This window comes from Mycobacterium sp. 012931 (genome assembly GCF_000419295.1).
Lineage (GTDB): Bacteria > Actinomycetota > Actinomycetes > Mycobacteriales > Mycobacteriaceae > Mycobacterium > Mycobacterium marinum.
In genome coordinates this window covers 1,096,501-1,113,081 of the sequence record NZ_AOPX01000001.1, presented here as the reverse complement: position 1 = coordinate 1,113,081, position 16,581 = coordinate 1,096,501, and the positions used below count along the sequence as shown (strand labels likewise).

Genomic DNA, 16,581 nt, shown 5'->3' with positions numbered 1-16,581 from the left:
TGCTTTGTTAGCCCCGGCGGTCGCCGCGTGAGGAGGAGCGTCGATGACCAGCGATCCCCGCACCGTGCCCACGGCGCTGGATCGGCTCGTGCACCGGTTACCCAACCACGATGCACTGGTTACCGAGGAGCGCAGCTTCACGGTTTCCGAGCTGAATGACGAGGTTTATCGAGCGGCGGCCGCGCTGATCGAGCTGGGCGTCAAGCCTGCGGCTCGGGTGGGCATCTGGTCGCCCAACACCTGGCACTGGGTGGTGGCTTGCCTGGCGATCCACCACGTCGGCGCGGCAATGGTCCCGCTCAACACCCGCTACACCGCCGACGAGGCCGCCGACATCCTGGCCCGGACCGAGGCGCCCGTGCTGTTCGCGATGGGACACTTCCTCGGCAGCGACCGGGTGGCAGGCCTTGACCGCAAAGCGTTGCCCGCACTGCGGCACATCGTGCGGATACCGATCGAAGAACCCGACGGCACTTGGGACGAGTTCATCGAGACCGGCACCGACACCGGCGCGGTGACCGCCCGCGCCGCCGCGGTCAGCCCCGACGACGTGAGCGACATTCTCTTCACCTCCGGCACCACCGGGCGGAGCAAGGGCGTCCTGTGCGCGCACCGGCAGTCGCTATCGGCCTCGGCGTCTTGGGCAGCCAACGGAAAGATCACCGCCGACGACCGTTACCTGTGCATCAACCCGTTCTTCCACAACTTCGGCTACAAGGCCGGCATCCTGGCCTGCCTACAAACCGGCGCAACATTGTTCCCGCATTTGACGTTTGATCCACTGCGCACCCTGCAGGCGATCGAACGACACCGCATCACCGTGCTGCCCGGCCCGCCGACCATCTATCAGACCCTGCTCGACCACCCCGCGCGCGACGACTACGACCTGAGTTCGCTGCGATTCGCGGTGACCGGAGCGGCCACCGTACCCGTCGTGCTGGTGGAACGCATGCAGTCAGAACTCGATATCGACATCGTGCTGACCGCTTACGGCCTGACCGAGGCAAACGGCATGGGAACCATGTGCCGAGCCGACGACGATGCGCTGACGGTCGCCACCACCTGCGGGCGGCCCTTCGCGGACTTCGAATTGCGGATTGGCCCCGACACCGGGGAAGTGCTGCTGCGGGGCCCCAACGTCATGCTCGGCTATCTCGACGACCCGCGGGCCACCGCCGCCGCGATCGACGCCGACGGCTGGTTACACACCGGAGACATCGGAGTCCTCGATGAGGCGGGCAACCTGCGGATCACCGACCGGCTCAAGGACATGTACATCTGCGGCGGGTTCAACGTCTATCCCGCCGAGGTCGAGCAGGTACTGGCCCGGCTCGACGGTGTCGCCGACGTCGCGGTGATCGGGATTCCGGACCACCGACTGGGCGAAGTGGGCCGGGCGTTCATCGTCGCCCGACCCGGCTTCAATCTCGATGAGAAATCGGTGATCGATTACACCCGTGAACATTTGGCGAACTTCAAGGCACCGCGCTCGGTTCGCTTCGTCGATACGTTGCCCCGCAACGCGGGCGGCAAAGTAGTCAAACCGCAACTGCGAGAGCTGGCCTAAATGGATTTGGATCTTGACGAAGAGACCCTGGCTTTCCAGGGCGAAGTGCGCGAGTTCCTGGCGGCCAACGCCGAGGTCATGCCGACCAAGTCATACGACAATGCGCAAGGCTTCGCCCAGCATCGAGTTTGGGACCGAGTGCTCTTCGACGCGGGCCTGTCGGTGATCACCTGGCCGAAACAGTACGGCGGCCGCGACGCGCCCCTGCTGCACTGGGTGATCTTCGAAGAGGAGTACTTCCGCGCCGGAGCACCGGGCCGGGCCAGCGCCAACGGTACCTCGATGCTGGCCCCCACCCTGTTCGCGCACGGTACCGCCGAGCAGCTAGACCGCATCCTGCTCAAAATGGCCAGTGGCGAACAGATCTGGGCACAAGCCTGGTCGGAGCCCGAATCAGGCAGCGATCTGGCGTCACTGCGATCCACTGCCACCAAGACCGACGGAGGCTGGCTACTCAACGGCCAGAAGATCTGGAGCTCGCGCGCACCATTCGCCGACATGGGATTCGGACTGTTCCGCTCCGACCCGTCAGCACAGCGCCATCGTGGGCTGACGTACTTCATGTTCGACCTGAAGGCCAAAGGGATTACCATTCGCCCGATCGTCCAACTCGGCGGCGACACCGGCTTTGGTGAAATCTTCCTCGATGACGTGTTCGTGCCCGACCAGGACGTCATCGGTGCACCCAATGACGGTTGGCGCGCGGCGATGAGCACGTCGAGCAACGAGCGAGGCATGTCGCTGCGCAGTCCGGCTCGCTTCATGGCGGCTGCCCAGAAGCTGGTTCAGCTGTGGAAGGACGCCGGCTCGCCCCCCGAGTTCGCCAACCGAGTGGCCGATGCCTGGATCAAGGCGCAGGCCTATCGGCTGCAGACCTTCGGCACCGTGACCAGGCTGGCGGCCGGCGGTGAGTTGGGCGCCGAATCGTCGGTCACCAAGGTGTTCTGGTCCGACCTGGACGTGGATATCCATCAGACCGCGCTCGACATCCGCGGCGCCGACGCCGAGTTGGTCAGCCCGTGGACCGAAGGTCTGCTCTTTGCCCTTGGTGGTCCAATTTATGCCGGTACCAATGAAATCCAGCGCAATATCATTTCGGAGCGGCTGCTGGGCCTGCCACGAGAGAAGAAGTGATCCGTGGAATTTGCACTAGACGAACAGCAGCGCGACTTCGCGGCCAGCATCGACGCGGCCCTCGCGGCCGCCGATCTGCCCGCGGCAGTTCGGGCGTGGTCCGCCGGTGACGTCGCGCCCGGCCACAAGGTGTGGGAGCAGTTGGCCAACCTTGGCGTCACCGCGCTGACCGTGTCGGAGAAGTTCGACGGCCTGGGCGCCCACCCGATCGACCTGGTGGTCGCGCTCGAGCGCCTGGGCCGCTGGTGTGTGCCAGGACCGGTGGCGGAGTCGATTGCGGTGGCACCCGTATTGCTCGCCGACGATGACCGCAGCGCCGGTTTGGCCTGCGGTGAGTTGATCGCCACCGTCGCACTGCCGCCGCACGCACCCCGAGCCGTCGATGCCGATACCGCGGGCCTGGTGCTGGTGGCTGGCGAAAGCGGTGTCTGCGAAGCGGCGGTGGCGGACTGCCACGAGTCCATCGACCCCAGCCGCCGCAGTTACGACGTGACGGCCACTGGTGCTGCGTGGCAGGCAGATGTCAAGCGCGCCTATGAGTTCGGGGCGCTTGCCACCGCGGCCCAGCTGATCGGTGCCGCCGAAGCCTTGTTGGACGCCACCGTCGACTATGCCAAGCAGCGCACCCAGTTCGGCCGGGTGATCGGCTCCTACCAAGCGATCAAGCACAAGCTTGCCGATGTCCATATCGCGATCGAGCTGGCCCGTCCGCTGGTACACGGCGCGGCATTGTCGCTGCAACCCCGCGATGTCAGCGCCGCCAAGGTCGCCGCCGGCGACGCGGCCCTGCTGGCGGCTCGCAGCGCGTTGCAGACCCACGGTGCTATCGGGTTTACCCAGGAACACGACCTGTCGCTGTGGCTGCTGCGAGTGCAGGCGTTGCGTTCGGCGTGGGGTACACCAGAAGTACACCGGCGGCGGGTGCTCGAGGCGCTATGACCCCCGCCGGCGACGATGGGCAGCGCAGCGATGAGAAGGAGCGGCGGCGATGACCCCCGCCGGCGACGATGCAGAGCGCAGCGATGAGAAGGAGCGGCGGCGATGACCGAAGAGCGCGAGATGCTGCGGGAAACCGTCGCCGCCTTGGTGAACAAACACGCAAGCCCCGCGGCGGTTCGCAGCGCAATGGAGTCCGAACGAGGCTACGACGAGACGTTATGGCGGCTGCTGTGTGAGCAGGTTGGCGCCGCGGCCCTGGTGATACCCGAGGAGCTTGGCGGCGCGGGCGGCGAACTGGCCGATGCCGCAATAGTTTTGCAGGAGCTGGGTCGGGCACTGGTACCTTCTCCCCTGCTCGGCACGACGCTCGCGGAGTTGGCCCTGCTGGCCGCTGCCGAACCCGATGCCAAGACGCTGGCCGGGCTGGCCGAGGGCAGCTCGATCGGGGCACTGGTGCTCGACCCCGACTACGTGCTCAACGGGGATACTGCGGATGTCGTCGTCGCCAGCACCGAGGGACAACTGAGCAGGTGGACCCGTTTCAGCGCCCATCGGGTGGCCACCATGGATCCGACCCGCAGACTGGCCCAACTGCGCGCCGAGGAGACGGCTTTTCTGGGTGAAGACCCCGGCCTGGCAGATGCCGCGGGAATTCTGCTGGCGGCCGAACAAATCGGCGCCGCCGAACGCTGCTTGGAGCTAACCGTCGAGTACGCGAAGAGCCGGGTGCAGTTCGGCCGCCCGATCGGCAGCTTCCAGGCGCTCAAGCACCGGATGGCCGACCTGTACGTCGAGGTGGCCGCGGCTCGGGCCGTGGTCACCGAGGCCTGCACTGCGCCGACGCCCACCAGCGCCGCCACCGCGCGGCTAGCGGCCTGTGAAGCGCTGTGCGCGGTGGCCGCCGAGGGCATACAGTTGCACGGCGGCATCGCGATCACCTGGGAACACGACATGCATCTGTATTTCAAGCGAGCACACGGCAGCACCCACCTACTTGCTTCACCGCCAGAGCTGCTGCGCCGATTGGAATCGGAAGCACTAGGAGCCGGGCCATCAATACCATGAATGCCGTGAACACCCACATCGCCCGTAGAGCGGGCATCCCACCGTTTTATGTGATGGACGTCTGGCTGGCGGCCGCCGAACGCCAACGCACCCACGGCGATCTGGTGAACCTTTCGGCGGGCCAGCCCAGCGTCGGCGCACCAGAGCCGATACGTGCCGCCGCGGCCGCCGCCCTGCACCTCAACGAGCTCGGTTACACGGTAGCGCTGGGTATTCCGGAGTTGCGTGCGGCAATCGCCGCGGACTACCACCGCCAACATGGAATCTCGGTCGAACCGGAGGCGGTAGTGATAACCACCGGCTCCTCCGGTGGCTTCTTGCTCACCTTCCTGGCGTGTTTCGATGTGGGCGACCGGGTGGCGCTGGCCAGTCCTGGCTATCCGTGCTACCGGAACATCCTGTCGGCGCTGGGCTGCGAAGTCGTGGAAATCCCGTGCGGGCCCGAGACCCGGTTTCAACCCACCGCGGACATGCTCGCCCAGATCGATCCGCCGGTGCAGGGCGTCATCGTCGCCAGTCCGGCCAATCCGACCGGAACGGTCATTCCGCCGGAGGAACTCGCCGCGATCGCGTCGTGGTGTGATGCCTCGGGCGCCCGACTGATCAGCGATGAGGTCTACCATGGCCTGGTCTATGAGGGCGCGCCGCCGACCAGCTGCGCCTGGCAGACGTCGCGAAACGCGGTGGTAGTAAACAGCTTTTCCAAGTACTACGCGATGACGGGCTGGCGGCTGGGCTGGCTGCTGGTACCAACCGAGCTGCGTCGCGCCGTGGATTGCCTGACCGGCAATTTCACCATCTGCCCACCGGTGCTGTCCCAGGTTGCCGCGGTGTCGGCGTTCACCCCCGAGGCAACCAAGGAAGCCGACGGCAATCTGCGCCACTACGCCAGCAACCGCTCGACGCTGCTCGACGGGCTGCGCCGCATCGGCATCGACCGGCTGGCCCCCACCGACGGCGCCTTCTACGTCTATGCCGATGTCTCCGACTTCACCGACGACTCGCTCAAGTTCTGCTCAAAGTTGCTGGCCGACAACGGCGTTGCCATCGCCCCTGGTATTGACTTCGACACCGCAGGCGGAAATTCCTTCGTCCGGCTGTCATTCGCGGGACCGAGCGAAGACATCCGAGAGGCCCTGCGCAGGATCGAGTCCTGGCTGCCGGAGCGCTAACCGGCCAGAGGCGTCACCGGTCTTCGGCTCCAAAACAAACTTTGTCGATGCGGGCCTCGAGCCGGCCGCGTTCTCCGACGTCGGCAACGTTGATGCCGAACCGGTCGCCCAGCGTGTCGACTACCGCGGCAGCGTCTTCCAACAGGATCTTCTCGGTCCCGCCGCGTCGGTGGATGGCCAAGTTGCGGCCCATCAAGTTCCACCGGGCATCGTCGACGACGGTCGCGGCCATCAACCCGGTGACAAAGTGCGACGTTGGGTGCGTTGAGACGAACCAGCTGCCAACCCTGAGGTCGACTTGCGGCCGCGTCAGCGTGCTGAACTCATAGAGCGCCTGCCACTCGTCGCGGACCATCGCCTGCAGGACCAGCCCGTCGCCACGATCGTCGAGGCGATAGGGTTCCAGAGCTGTTTGCTGAACGGTGCCGGTTTCGAGCCGCAACGGAGCGGTCGGCGTCATCCCACCGAAGCCGACATCGACCAGGTACGGCCCTTGGCAGCCCGGGAAGGTCACCGCCAATACGGTGTGTGTTTGCGCTGGAGTCGGCGCATCCGGCGGGGCCAGCCACACCACACGTCCGGCTAGCCGCCTTACCCGATATCCGATTTCGGCTAACACATAACCGATCAGCCCATTGTGTTCGTAGCAGTAGCCACCGCGACGGCGGTCCACCAGCTTGTCGGCCAGAGCTTCGGGACTTACGTCATCGACCGGCACTCCCATCAACGGGTCCAGGTTCTCGAACGCGATCGCGCCAGTGTGTGCGCTCACTAAATCCCGCAATACGTCCAGCGTCGGGTCGGTTGCACCGCGATAGTTGATGCGGTCGAGGTATCCGGTCAGATCCAGCGCCATAGCGCCATAGTGCTAGGCGCGCCAATCGCCGCGCGACTGCCCAGCGGCGAACTTCGACAGGAAATACCCAAGGGGGTATTATCGGGAGCGCCCTACCCAACCAGGGTGAAGCGTCCGCGACATCGCCGCAGCAGTCGCGAGAAGGAGGAACCGTGGCCGACGTCGAGCTATACCTCGACCCGATTTGTCCGTTTGCGTGGGTCACCTCGCGCTGGCTACTCGAAGCCGCGCAAAGCACGCACACCCCCGTCACCTTGCGCCAGATGAGCCTGGCCGTTCTCAACGAAGGCAAGGACCTCGACGCCAAGCAGCAGCAGATGATGCAGCGATCACGGCAACTGGGACGGCTGTTCGCCGCGGTGACGACCAAGTATGGAGCGGACGCGTTCGCCCGGCTCTATGACTCGATCGGCACCCGCATCCATCTTCGCCGCGAAGAGATCACCCAAGGCGGCATCCGCGAAGCCCTCGCCGAGACCGGCCTGGACGAGTCGCTGTCCGAGACCCTCGACGACAGCGGGCTCGACGACTAGGCCAGGCATGCACACCAGGCCAGCCAGGATGCCCTCGGCGGCACCGCGGGCAGCCCGATCATCGCGGTCGACGGACAAGGCTTTTTTGGACCGGTACTCACCCGGATGCCCAGCGGTGCGGATGGCGTGCGGTTACTCGAAGCGGTGCTCACCGCCGCAAAAACCCCCGAATTCGCGGTCTTGCAGCGGCCCTACCAGGGGCCGCCGGTTCTCGATGGGACGGCCCGCTGATGTGTAGCCCAGTCAAATGCCGAACCTGCGGAAAGGTGACCTGGTCGGGCTGCGGGGCGCACGTGGATCAGGTTCGCGCGATGGTGCCGGAATCCCAGTGGTGCCCCGGCCACCCCAAGGACACCTCGAAACGATTTTGGCCGCCGCGGCGCCCCTGACGACGGGATTTCCCGGTATTTGAGGTAGCGGGCAGGCGGCGTCTCGCGCCGCCCGGTGAACCAACTACTATCTACGTATGTAGATAGTAGTTTGTTGGCCATCGTCACCGAACCCTCGAACTCGACGGGAAGGGAATCACCATGCCCCGCCGCCTGATCGCCTCGCTCGCCGGCATCGCCGCCGCATTGACCATCGCAGCATGCGGTTCGTCCGGAACGGCCTCACCAGCGGGCGCCCCCGCGTCGTCATCGAACGCGGTGGCCAACCGGGCCGCGCATGTCCCGGCCCAACTGCAGTTCACCACCAAAACCATTGATGGGAAGCCCTTCTCGGGAGAGAGCCTGGCGGGAAAGGCCACGGTGTTGTGGTTCTGGACACCGTGGTGCCCCAAGTGCCAACAGGAAGCACCGATCGTGGCTAAAGCCGCGGCCGCCAACCCGGAGGCGACATTCGTCGGGGTGGCCGCCCGCGAGGAAGCCTCCGCGATGCAGGCCTTCGTCGACAAATACCAGTTGGGCGACGTGACCCAACTTGCCGACAGCGACGGCCAGGTGTGGTCCAACTTCGGTGTCACACAGCAACCGGCATGGGCGTTCATCTCCGCCAACGGCGAGGTCGAGGTGGTCAAGGGTGGACTGAGCGAAGCCCAGTTGACCGAGCGGGTCAACGGGCTCACCGGGAAATGATCAATACCGCGGCCCTGAGCTTTGCCTTGGGCGCCGGGCTGGTGGCCGCCCTCAATCCGTGCGGCTTTGCCTTTCTCCCCGGTTATCTGGGCTTGGTGATCGCCGGCAGCCAAGGCACCTCCCGACCACGAGCGGTGCTGCGCGCCGGAGCGGCCACCGCGGGAATGTCGCTCGGCTTCCTCACGGTGTTCGGTGTTTTCGGACTGCTGATTTCACCGGTCATAGCTTCGGCCCAGAGATACCTGCCGTTCGCGACGGTGGTCATCGGGGTGCTGCTTGTCGGTCTTGCCATCTGGCTACTGGCCGGCAAGGAACTCAGCATCATCTTGCCCAAGAGCATGGGGGGTACGCCGACAACTCGGCTCGGTTCCATGTACGGCTACGGCGTGGGCTACGCCGTCGCCTCGCTATCTTGCACCGTTGCGCCGTTTCTCGCGGTGATCAGCACCACCTTCAAACAGGGCTCCGTACTGTCGGGGGTGCTGGCCTTCGTCGCCTATGCCGTCGGAATGACCCTCACGGTGGGCGTAGCGGCGCTCACCGTTGCGCTGGCCGGTTCATCTGCCACCGCAGCGTTTCGGCGCATCTTGCCTTTCGTGGGCCGGATCGCGGGCGTGATCGTCCTCATCACCGGCCTTTACGTCGCCTACTACGGCTACTACGAAATCCGGCTGTATTTCACCAGCGCCGAAACCGACGACCCGGTGATCCAGGCCGCAAGCACGCTGCAGGACAGCTTGATTCGGCTGGTAGACGGGCTCAGCCCGTGGCTGCTACTGGGTGTCGCGGCAGCACTTGTCGCCGTCGCCGTGGGCTGGCACACCCTGGCGCGACGGCGCGCCAGCAATCCCGCCGCGCAATCGCTGCCCGACCCAACGTCATAGCCGACAAGCCAGTCCAAGGAACATCGGCGAAACCACCGCGAGACCGATGGTCGCCCAGAGCATCAACCGCTCCTGCCACCAACTGCGGCGCGACACCGAGATGGCCAGCCGTTCGGCACGAGCCACCGTGGCGGTATTGGCCGCGCCCAATGCGGCCGGCGCCATGGCTGGCCCCTCGGTCAGCGCCAACAGGCCCCGCAGTAACGCCATCTTGCCGTGGCTGCGCACCGCGACGTCGTCGGCGCACATCTCGAGAAGGTCGGCCACCACCTTTGCTGCCGCGGCGAACAGTGGTAGCCGCGGCAGGCTCGACGCCAGCGCCCGCAGCGCCATGAGCAAGTCGTGGTGGCGGCTGGCCAGGTGCGCGTATTCGTGTGCCAGCACGGCCGCCAGCTACGGCTCATCGAGGCGGCCGAGCGCGCCGCTGGTGACCACGATGACCGAGTTCGGACGGCCGGTCACGCAGTAGGCCGCGGGCTGTGGCGCCGGGACCACAACCACGCCGGGCCAGTCGCTGGCTCCTCCGATCGTTCGGGCGGTCGCCGCGTGCAGCCGACTGGCGGATCGCTGGCGCCGCAACTGCCGGCCCATGCGCCAACACGCGATGACGGTGGCCACCGCTCCGGTCGACAGCACACCCACCGCAAGCGCCGAGGCGATCCCGCGCGGCAGGCCCAGTTCGCCGGCAAGGCCCAGCTCTTTGAGGCACAGGGCCAGGGCCCGGTGGCGCCATATGCTGTCCAATACCGCCGCGCCGAGGAACACCAGAGCGCCCACCCATGCGGCAATAGCGGCGAACACCGCGCTCAGCCATGACGCCACCGCCAGCCGCGGGTGCACCCCGGTGCCGGTAACCCGTCGCAGCAGCACCGGCCCTACCCAGATCAGGGCGGATGCGTACGCAAATAAGAGCAAAGCCGCGTTCATGACTCTTCCTGGTCGTCGATGATCCGGCGCAGCGCGTCGCGGACCCGCACAGCATCGTGTTCATCCATCTGTTTCAGAAAAAACGCCAAGACCAGGTCCGAATCGCCGCCGGCGTCGAAGGCATCGTGCATCAGGCGGGCGGAATGCTCTTCGCGAGTCATGGTCGGCCAGTAACTGAACGCCTTGCCCACCCGTTCGCGCTGCAACCAGCCCTTGCGGTGCAGATTGTCCATGGTGGACATCACCGTGGTGTAGGCAATCTGGCGGTCGTGAGCCAGGTCATCCAAGACGCCGCGGCGTACCGTCACGGCCCCGCCGTGGTCCCATACGCGGTCCATGACGACCGTCTCGAGTTCGCCGAAGCGCCGAACCTGCACGGCTCTACTCTCTCGCACGTTCGCGCCGATCGCTATTCCGGTGCCGAACAACCGCGATATGCAGCCGATTCGCGCTTGTTTGATTTCTGTCAAATACGGGGAACCCGGTACAGACGACCACAGCACCACCGACTAGCACCGGAGCCCTCATGAACAGCAGCATGATTTGGATCGTTGTCGGGGTAGTTGCAGCGATAGTCGTGCTCGGCGGCCTGATCGTCGTGGCCAGCAGGACGCGGCGCCACCGCCGGCAACAGCAGGCCGAAGAGATTCGCGAGCAGGCCCGACTTCAGGCCGCCCAACTGGAACGACGTCGGGCACTCGCCGACGAAACCGCCGCCAAGGCGCGCGCCGCCCAAGCCGAGGCCGAGGTGAAGGCCGCCGAAGCCGCGCGGTTGCAGGAACGCGCGGCCCAACACCAAAGCGAGGCCGAAGCGACCCGGACGCAACTAGACGAGCAGTGGCAACGCGCCGAGGACCTGGCCCCAGAAGCCGGGGCGCAATCATCGCAGACCGCTTCGCAAAGCGACGCCGTGGACACCGGTAGCAGCCGGTAACCGAAGGCGGGCGTAGCGCCACGGCGAAATTTTCCCCTTGATTTTCGCCGTGGCGTTGCGTTCGCGGGAAGAGGGAGGCAGCCCGCTAGAGCCAGGTGTCCTGGGTCGTTGCGGTCAAAAACGCTTCCAGGTCGTCACGCCACTGAGCGGGCGTGGTCTTGTCCGGTTCGATGCCCGTGTAGTCGCCCCGGTAGAACAGCAGCGGCCGAGGCTTGATCTTGGGCACTTCCGATAGCGAATGAACCGCGCCGAAGACCACGAAGTGATCTCCGCCGTCATGCACCGAGGCCACCGTGCAATCGATGTAGGCCAGCGACCCATCAATGATCGGCGAACCGAGTTCAGAAGGGCGCCAATCGATACCGGCGAACTTGTCGGACTCCTTGGACCCGAACCGCGCCGACACGGACTTTTGTTTCTCGGTGAGCACGTTCACGCAGAACCGGCCGCTGGCCTCGATGGCTTTCCAGGAACGCGACACCTTGGTCGGACAGAACAACACCAGCGGCGGGTCCAGCGACAGCGCCGCAAAAGACTGACACGCAAACCCACTCGGCACGTCGTCATGCACCGTGGTGATGATGGTGATCCCGGTGCAGAACTGTCCGAGCACGTGGCGAAATGTGCGCGGGTCGATCGGGTCAGCCGCCATTGTCGTCCGAGCTAGCCGCGAGCGCCGACCGTGAAGTCATGGCCCCACAGACTGACCGCTGTACTTTCCCGGGCGATCCAATCGTGGTCATCGACCTGTCTTCCCTCACAACCGAATTCAACATCGAACCCGCCGGGCGTCTTCATGTAGAACGACAGCATCAGGTCGTTGACATGCCGGCCCAGGGTGGCCGACATGGGTACTTTGCGATGCAACGCGCGGTCCAGGCACAGACCCACGTCGTCGGAATTCTGCACCTCGACCATCAAATGCACGATGCCGCTGGGCGTCGGTAGCGGCAGGAAAGCCAGCGAATGGTGGCGGGGATTGCAGCCGAAGAAGCGCAACCAGGCCGGCGCTCCGTCAGCGGGACGGCCAACCACCTGCGGCGGCATCCGCATCGAGTCACGCAGCTTGAAGCCCAGCACATCCCGATAGAAGTGCAGCGCCTCGGCGTCGTCGCGGGTGGTCAGCACGACGTGCCCCAGCCCCTGCTCACCGGTGACAAACTTGTGCCCATACGGGCTCACCACCCGCCGGTGCTCCAGCGCGGCGCCGTGGAACACCGCCAGCGGGTTTCCCGATGGGTCGGAGAACAAGATCATCTCGTCGACGCGGCGGTCCGCCAGTTCGGCGGCGGTAGCTTCCTTGTAGGGCGTGCCTTCCACGTCGAGCCGATTCCGGATTTCTTGCAGCCCTTGGGCATCCGCACATTCCCAGCCGGCCTCGGCTAACCGGTCCTGGGTGCCGGGCACGATCACCAGCCGGGCCGGAAAGTCATCCATGCGCAGATACAGCGCACCCTCGGTACTGCCTTTTCCCTCGACCATGCCGAGCACCTTGAGCCCGTACTCGCGCCAGGCAGCCATATCGGTGGCTTCGATGCGCAGATAGCCCAGCGAACGGATGCTCATCTCGCACCTCCTAAGAAATCAATGGTCAACCGGTTGAACTCGTCAAACTTCTCCACCTGCGCCCAATGTCCGCACTGCCCGAAGACGTGCAGCTGGGCGCGCGGGATCGTTTTCAGCGCCACCAGCGCTCCGTCGAGCGGATTCACCCGATCCTCACGACCCCAGATCAGCAGTACCGGCTGACGCAGCTTGTAAACTTCGCGCCACATCATGCCGAGCTCGAAATCCGCTGCGGCAAAAGACTTTCCCATTGCCCGCGTGGCGGCCAGCGACTCAGGTGTGCGGGCCAGTTCAAAACGCTGGTCCACCAGCTCGGGGGTGATCAGCTTCTGGTCGTAGACCATGACCCGCAGGAACGCCTCGAGGTTCTCCCGGGTGGGTGCGACCGAGAACTTCCCCAGCCGTTTCACCCCTTCGGTCGGGTCAGGCGCAAACAGGTTGATGCTCAACCCGCCCGGTCCCATCAACACCAAACGTCCGGCCCGGTCCGGGTAGTCGAGCGCAAAGCGCACCGCGGTGCCGCCGCCCAGCGAATTGCCCACCAACGGAACGCGTCCCAGCCCCAATTGGTCGAACAATTGCTTGAGCGCCCTAGCCGCATAATGATTGAACTGGCCGTGCTCGGCCCGCTTGTCGGAGTGACCGTATCCGGGCTGGTCGACGGCCAGCACGTGGAACTGCTGGGCCAGCACCTCGATATTGCGGGCGAAGTTCGACCAGCTCGACGACCCGGGTCCGCCGCCGTGCAACAGCACCACGGTCTGATCGTTGCCGACGCCCGCTTCGTGATAGTGCAGCTTCAGCGGTCCGTCGACGTCGACCTCGGCATAGCGCGAGGTGGATTCGAATGTGTGCTCTGCAGTCTTGGACTGGGTCACTGTCATCAGACCATGGTGTCGCCGGCCGGCAACCCGAATTCGTTGTTCCCGAATATCACGTAAGCACGCTCGGGGTCGTTGGCCGCATGCACCCGACCGGCGTGCGCGTCGCGCCAGAACCGCTGAATAGGAGCGTCATTGGCCAGGGCGGTAGCACCGGAGGCCTCAAACAACCGGTCAATCGAGGCGATCGACCGGCCGGTGGCGCGCACCTGATCACGGCGCGCCCGCGTCCGCAGGTCGAAGGGAATCTCTTTGCCGGCGGACAACAACGCGTACTCGTCACCGACGTTGCCCATCAGCTGTCGCCAGGCGGCGTCGATGTCGCTGGCCGCTTCGGCGATGCGGACCTTTGCGAACGGGTCATCCTTAGCCTTCTCGCCGGCGAATGCGGCACGCACGCGCTTGCCCTGGTGCTCGACGTGCGCGTCGTACGCGCCGTAGGCCATCCCGACGATGGGGGCCGTGATCGTGGTGGGGTGCATTGTGCCCCATGGCATTTTGTAGACGGGTGCGGTGTTGGTCTGCAGCCCGCCCGCGGTGTGGTCGTTCATCGCCTTGTAAGACAGGAACCGGTGCCGTGGCACGAAAACACCTTTGACCACCACGGTGTTGCTGCCGGTGCCTCGCAGACCGACCACATGCCAGACATCGTCGATGCGGTACTCGGTACGGGGAATCAGGAAGCTACCGAAGTCGACCGGGCGGCCGTCCTTAATCACCGGACCACCCGCGAAACACCAGGTCGCGTGATCACAGCCGGATGACCAGTTCCATGAGCCGTTGACCAGGTAGCCGCCGTCGACCACGACGCCCGCGCCCATCGGCGCATAGGACGAGGAGATCCGCGTCTTGGGGTCACTGCCCCAGACCTCTTCCTGGGCAAGCTGATCAAACAGTGCCAGATGCCAGTTGTGCACGCCGATGATCGAGCTCACCCAGCCGGTGGAACCGCACGCGCTCGCCAGCCGCCGCGTCGCCTCGTAGAACAGCGTGGGATCGCACTGCAGGCCGCCCCACTGCTCGGGTTGCAGCAGGGTGAAGAAGCCGACATCTTCGAGTGCCTGGACGGTCTCGTCCGGCAGCCTGCGCAGATCCTCAGTCGCTTGAGCCCGCTCCCGAAGCTGCGGGAGCAGATCATCGATGGCAGCCAGCACCGACTGCGCATCGCGCTGTTGAATCGTCGTCACTTACCTTTGCCTCCTGCGAGTGCGGACTGGGCACCGCGGCCGATGCGGACCCACGGAACAGCCGGGCATGGAACCTAGAGCAAGACTAGAACACGTTCCGATTTGTGTCGAGCAGGGTATTCCTGCACCTGGTAGCGATGTGAATCGAGTTTTCTATAACATGTTCTAGTCGAGACCAAGGAGAGGGCGGCTATTGACCGACGCAATTCCTGACGAGCCACTTGGCAGCCATGTCCTGGAACTGCAGATCGCCGAGGTCGTCGCCGAAACCGACGACGCCCGGTCGCTGGTGTTCGCCGTTCCGGACGGTTCCGATGACCCTCGGATCCCACCGGAGCGCCTACGCTACGCGCCCGGCCAGTTTCTGACGCTTCGGGTTCCCAGCGAGCGCACCGGTTCGGTGGCGCGTTGCTACTCGCTGTGCAGCTCGCCGTTTACCGATGACGCGCTGACCGTGGCGGTCAAGCGCACCGCCGACGGTTATGCGTCCAACTGGCTGTGCGACAACGCCCATCAGGGGATGCGCATCCATGTGCTGGCGCCGTCGGGCAACTTCGTACCCAAGACGCTCGATGACGACTTTCTGCTGCTGGCGGCGGGAAGCGGGATCACCCCGATCATGTCGATCTGCAAGTCGGCGCTGGCCGAGGGCAGCGGGCAGGTGACGCTGCTCTACGCCAACCGCGACGAACGCTCGGTGATATTCGCCGACGCACTGCGCGAGCTGTCCGCCAAGTATCCGGACCGGCTCACGGTGGTGCATTGGCTCGAGTCGCTGCAGGGACTGCCCAGCGCGACCGCACTGGCACAGCTGACCGCGCCCTTCACCGGCCGAACCGCCTTCATCTGCGGCCCCGGCCCGTTCATGGAGGCCGCGCGCGTCGCCCTGCAGACCCTGGATGTGCCTGCCGGGCAAGTGCATATCGAGGTGTTCAAGTCGCTGGAGTCGGATCCGTTCGCGGCGGTGACGGTCGAGGACTCCGCGGCCGAACCACCGGCCACGGCGGTGGTGGAACTGGACGGACAAACCCACACCGTGTCCTGGCCGCGCAGCGCCAAGCTGCTCGACGTGCTGCTGGCCGCCGGTTTGGACGCACCGTTCTCGTGCCGGGAAGGGCACTGCGGCGCCTGCGCGGCCACCCTGCGCAGCGGCAAGGTGAACATGGAAGTCAACGACGTGCTCGAGCAGCAGGATCTCGACGATGGACTGATTTTGGCCTGTCAATCTCACCCGGAATCTGATTCGGTGGAAGTGACCTACGGCGAATAGTCGCGGCGTTAAGTTCACCCAGACGGGTCGACGAGAGGACGCACGATGAGGCGGCTGATGACAGGCCTGGCGATTCCCGCGCTGATGCTCACCTTCTTGCCCAGTCCCACCTCGGCCGCGGCCAGCAATACCGCCACCACCCTGTTCCCGGTCGATGAGACCACCCAACTCGAGACGCACTCGTTCGTCGACTGCCACCCCAACGGCAGCTGCGACTTCGTCGCCGGAGCAAACCTGCGCACCCCAGAAGGCCCGACCGGCTTTCCGCCCGGGTTGTGGGCACGTCAAACCACCGAGATCAGGTCGTCGAATCGATTGGCTTACCTGGACGCGCACGCCACCAGCCAGTTCGAACGGGTGATGAAGCAGGCCGGCTCCGACGTGATCACCACCGTCTACTTCGGCGAGGGCCCACCCGACAAGTACCAGACGACCGGCGTGATCGACTCCGCCAGCTGGGAAACCGGCCAGCCGATGACCAACGTGAATGTCTACGTGTGCACGCACATGCAGGTGGTCTACCCCGGGGTCAACCTCACCTCCCCCAGCACCTGCGCGCAGACCAACTTCTCCTAGCGCTCCCGGCGGCA

General features: G+C 65.4%; 18 protein-coding genes and 2 pseudogenes. 12 read left to right on the top strand and 8 right to left on the bottom strand.

Annotation, left to right across the window (positions count from 1 at the left end; genetic code table 11):
* Positions 1-43: 43 nt before the first annotated feature.
* From fadD3 to MMSP_RS04920, 6 genes and pseudogenes are all read left to right on the top strand, one after another.
* Positions 44-1,567 carry a 3-((3aS,4S,7aS)-7a-methyl-1,5-dioxo-octahydro-1H-inden-4-yl)propanoate--CoA ligase FadD3 gene (gene fadD3, locus MMSP_RS04940; RefSeq protein WP_020785723.1) on the top strand — a complete coding sequence of 508 codons (1,524 nt, stop codon included), beginning with the start codon at positions 44-46 and terminating at the stop codon, positions 1,565-1,567.
* A complete protein-coding gene (locus tag MMSP_RS04935) occupies positions 1,568-2,701 on the top strand; it encodes an acyl-CoA dehydrogenase family protein (protein ID WP_015357414.1) in 1,134 nt (377 codons plus the stop codon).
* Between the two features lie 3 nt (positions 2,702-2,704).
* Entirely contained in the window at positions 2,705-3,640 is a 936-nt protein-coding gene (locus MMSP_RS04930) for an acyl-CoA dehydrogenase family protein (RefSeq protein ID WP_020785722.1), read from the top strand.
* A gap of 15 nt (positions 3,641-3,655) precedes the next feature.
* Positions 3,656-3,729: pseudogene (locus MMSP_RS29725) on the top strand (hypothetical protein); the annotation flags it as partial.
* Between the two features lie 13 nt (positions 3,730-3,742).
* The gene (locus tag MMSP_RS04925) at positions 3,743-4,705 is read left to right on the top strand and encodes an acyl-CoA dehydrogenase family protein (RefSeq protein ID WP_020785721.1); all 963 of its coding nucleotides are present in this window, start codon (positions 3,743-3,745) and stop codon (positions 4,703-4,705) included.
* Entirely contained in the window at positions 4,702-5,877 is a 1,176-nt protein-coding gene (locus MMSP_RS04920) for a pyridoxal phosphate-dependent aminotransferase (RefSeq protein ID WP_015357417.1), read from the top strand. The genes MMSP_RS04925 and MMSP_RS04920 overlap by 4 nt, the downstream gene beginning before the upstream one ends.
* A 13-nt stretch (positions 5,878-5,890) precedes the next feature.
* On the opposite strand, the gene MMSP_RS04915 is transcribed toward MMSP_RS04920, so the two are convergent.
* Positions 5,891-6,733 (bottom strand): arylamine N-acetyltransferase, encoded by an 843-nt coding sequence (locus MMSP_RS04915; protein ID WP_020785720.1) that lies wholly within the window; start codon positions 6,731-6,733, stop codon positions 5,891-5,893.
* 152 nt (positions 6,734-6,885) lie between these two features.
* Here MMSP_RS04915 and MMSP_RS29720 point away from each other — a divergent pair.
* The 3 genes and pseudogenes from MMSP_RS29720 (at position 6,886) to MMSP_RS04900 (ending at position 9,226) form a co-directional block, all read left to right on the top strand.
* A pseudogene (locus MMSP_RS29720) lies at positions 6,886-7,497 on the top strand (DsbA family protein).
* Between the two features lie 299 nt (positions 7,498-7,796).
* The gene (locus MMSP_RS04905) at positions 7,797-8,342 is read left to right on the top strand and encodes a thiol:disulfide interchange protein (protein ID WP_012396581.1); all 546 of its coding nucleotides are present in this window, start codon (positions 7,797-7,799) and stop codon (positions 8,340-8,342) included.
* On the top strand, positions 8,339-9,226 hold the full coding sequence (locus MMSP_RS04900) for a cytochrome c biogenesis CcdA family protein (protein ID WP_015357420.1): 888 nt from the start codon (positions 8,339-8,341) through the stop codon (positions 9,224-9,226). Before MMSP_RS04905 ends, MMSP_RS04900 begins: the two co-directional genes overlap by 4 nt.
* Here the strand turns inward: MMSP_RS04900 and MMSP_RS27995 are convergent.
* Genes MMSP_RS27995 through MMSP_RS04890 form a run of 3 tightly spaced genes read right to left on the bottom strand, consistent with a single transcriptional unit; the run spans position 9,221 to position 10,530 of the window.
* Positions 9,221-9,610, bottom strand: coding sequence for a hypothetical protein (locus MMSP_RS27995; RefSeq protein ID WP_020785717.1), 390 nt, complete (start codon positions 9,608-9,610; stop codon positions 9,221-9,223). The genes MMSP_RS04900 and MMSP_RS27995 overlap by 6 nt on opposite strands.
* 9 nt (positions 9,611-9,619) lie before the next feature.
* Positions 9,620-10,153: a hypothetical protein gene (locus MMSP_RS27990; RefSeq protein WP_232022673.1), complete on the bottom strand. Its 534-nt coding sequence runs from the start codon at positions 10,151-10,153 to the stop codon at positions 9,620-9,622.
* Entirely contained in the window at positions 10,150-10,530 is a 381-nt protein-coding gene (locus MMSP_RS04890) for a BlaI/MecI/CopY family transcriptional regulator (RefSeq protein ID WP_036427090.1), read from the bottom strand. Before MMSP_RS04890 ends, MMSP_RS27990 begins: the two co-directional genes overlap by 4 nt.
* A 149-nt stretch (positions 10,531-10,679) precedes the next feature.
* Here MMSP_RS04890 and MMSP_RS04885 point away from each other — a divergent pair, with 149 nt between their 5' ends.
* Positions 10,680-11,087 carry a hypothetical protein gene (locus tag MMSP_RS04885; RefSeq protein WP_011741781.1) on the top strand — a complete coding sequence of 136 codons (408 nt, stop codon included), beginning with the start codon at positions 10,680-10,682 and terminating at the stop codon, positions 11,085-11,087.
* 85 nt (positions 11,088-11,172) lie between these two features.
* Here MMSP_RS04885 and hsaB read toward each other — a convergent pair whose 3' ends face one another.
* Genes hsaB through hsaA form a run of 4 tightly spaced genes read right to left on the bottom strand, consistent with a single transcriptional unit; the run spans position 11,173 to position 14,721 of the window.
* On the bottom strand, positions 11,173-11,739 hold the full coding sequence (gene hsaB / locus MMSP_RS04880; RefSeq protein WP_011741782.1) for a 3-hydroxy-9,10-secoandrosta-1,3,5(10)-triene-9,17-dione monooxygenase reductase subunit: 567 nt from the start codon (positions 11,737-11,739) through the stop codon (positions 11,173-11,175).
* An 11-nt stretch (positions 11,740-11,750) separates the two neighbouring features.
* Positions 11,751-12,653: an iron-dependent extradiol dioxygenase HsaC gene (hsaC, locus tag MMSP_RS04875; protein WP_020785714.1), complete on the bottom strand. Its 903-nt coding sequence runs from the start codon at positions 12,651-12,653 to the stop codon at positions 11,751-11,753.
* Positions 12,650-13,537, bottom strand: a complete 888-nt coding sequence (gene hsaD, locus MMSP_RS04870) for a 4,5:9,10-diseco-3-hydroxy-5,9,17-trioxoandrosta-1(10),2-diene-4-oate hydrolase (RefSeq protein ID WP_036426190.1) — start codon at positions 13,535-13,537, stop codon at positions 12,650-12,652. The genes hsaC and hsaD overlap by 4 nt, the downstream gene beginning before the upstream one ends.
* Positions 13,537-14,721, bottom strand: a complete 1,185-nt coding sequence (hsaA, locus tag MMSP_RS04865; protein WP_020785712.1) for a 3-hydroxy-9,10-secoandrosta-1,3,5(10)-triene-9,17-dione monooxygenase oxygenase subunit — start codon at positions 14,719-14,721, stop codon at positions 13,537-13,539. Before hsaA ends, hsaD begins: the two co-directional genes overlap by 1 nt.
* A gap of 193 nt (positions 14,722-14,914) precedes the next feature.
* On the opposite strand from hsaA, the gene MMSP_RS04860 reads away from it, so the two are divergent.
* Together MMSP_RS04860 and MMSP_RS04855 are read left to right on the top strand one after the other, a co-directional pair.
* Positions 14,915-15,991 carry a ferredoxin--NADP reductase gene (locus tag MMSP_RS04860; RefSeq protein ID WP_020785711.1) on the top strand — a complete coding sequence of 359 codons (1,077 nt, stop codon included), beginning with the start codon at positions 14,915-14,917 and terminating at the stop codon, positions 15,989-15,991.
* A 45-nt stretch (positions 15,992-16,036) separates the two neighbouring features.
* Positions 16,037-16,567 (top strand): hypothetical protein, encoded by a 531-nt coding sequence (locus MMSP_RS04855; RefSeq protein ID WP_012396590.1) that lies wholly within the window; start codon positions 16,037-16,039, stop codon positions 16,565-16,567.
* The last annotated feature ends 14 nt before the right edge of the window (positions 16,568-16,581 follow it).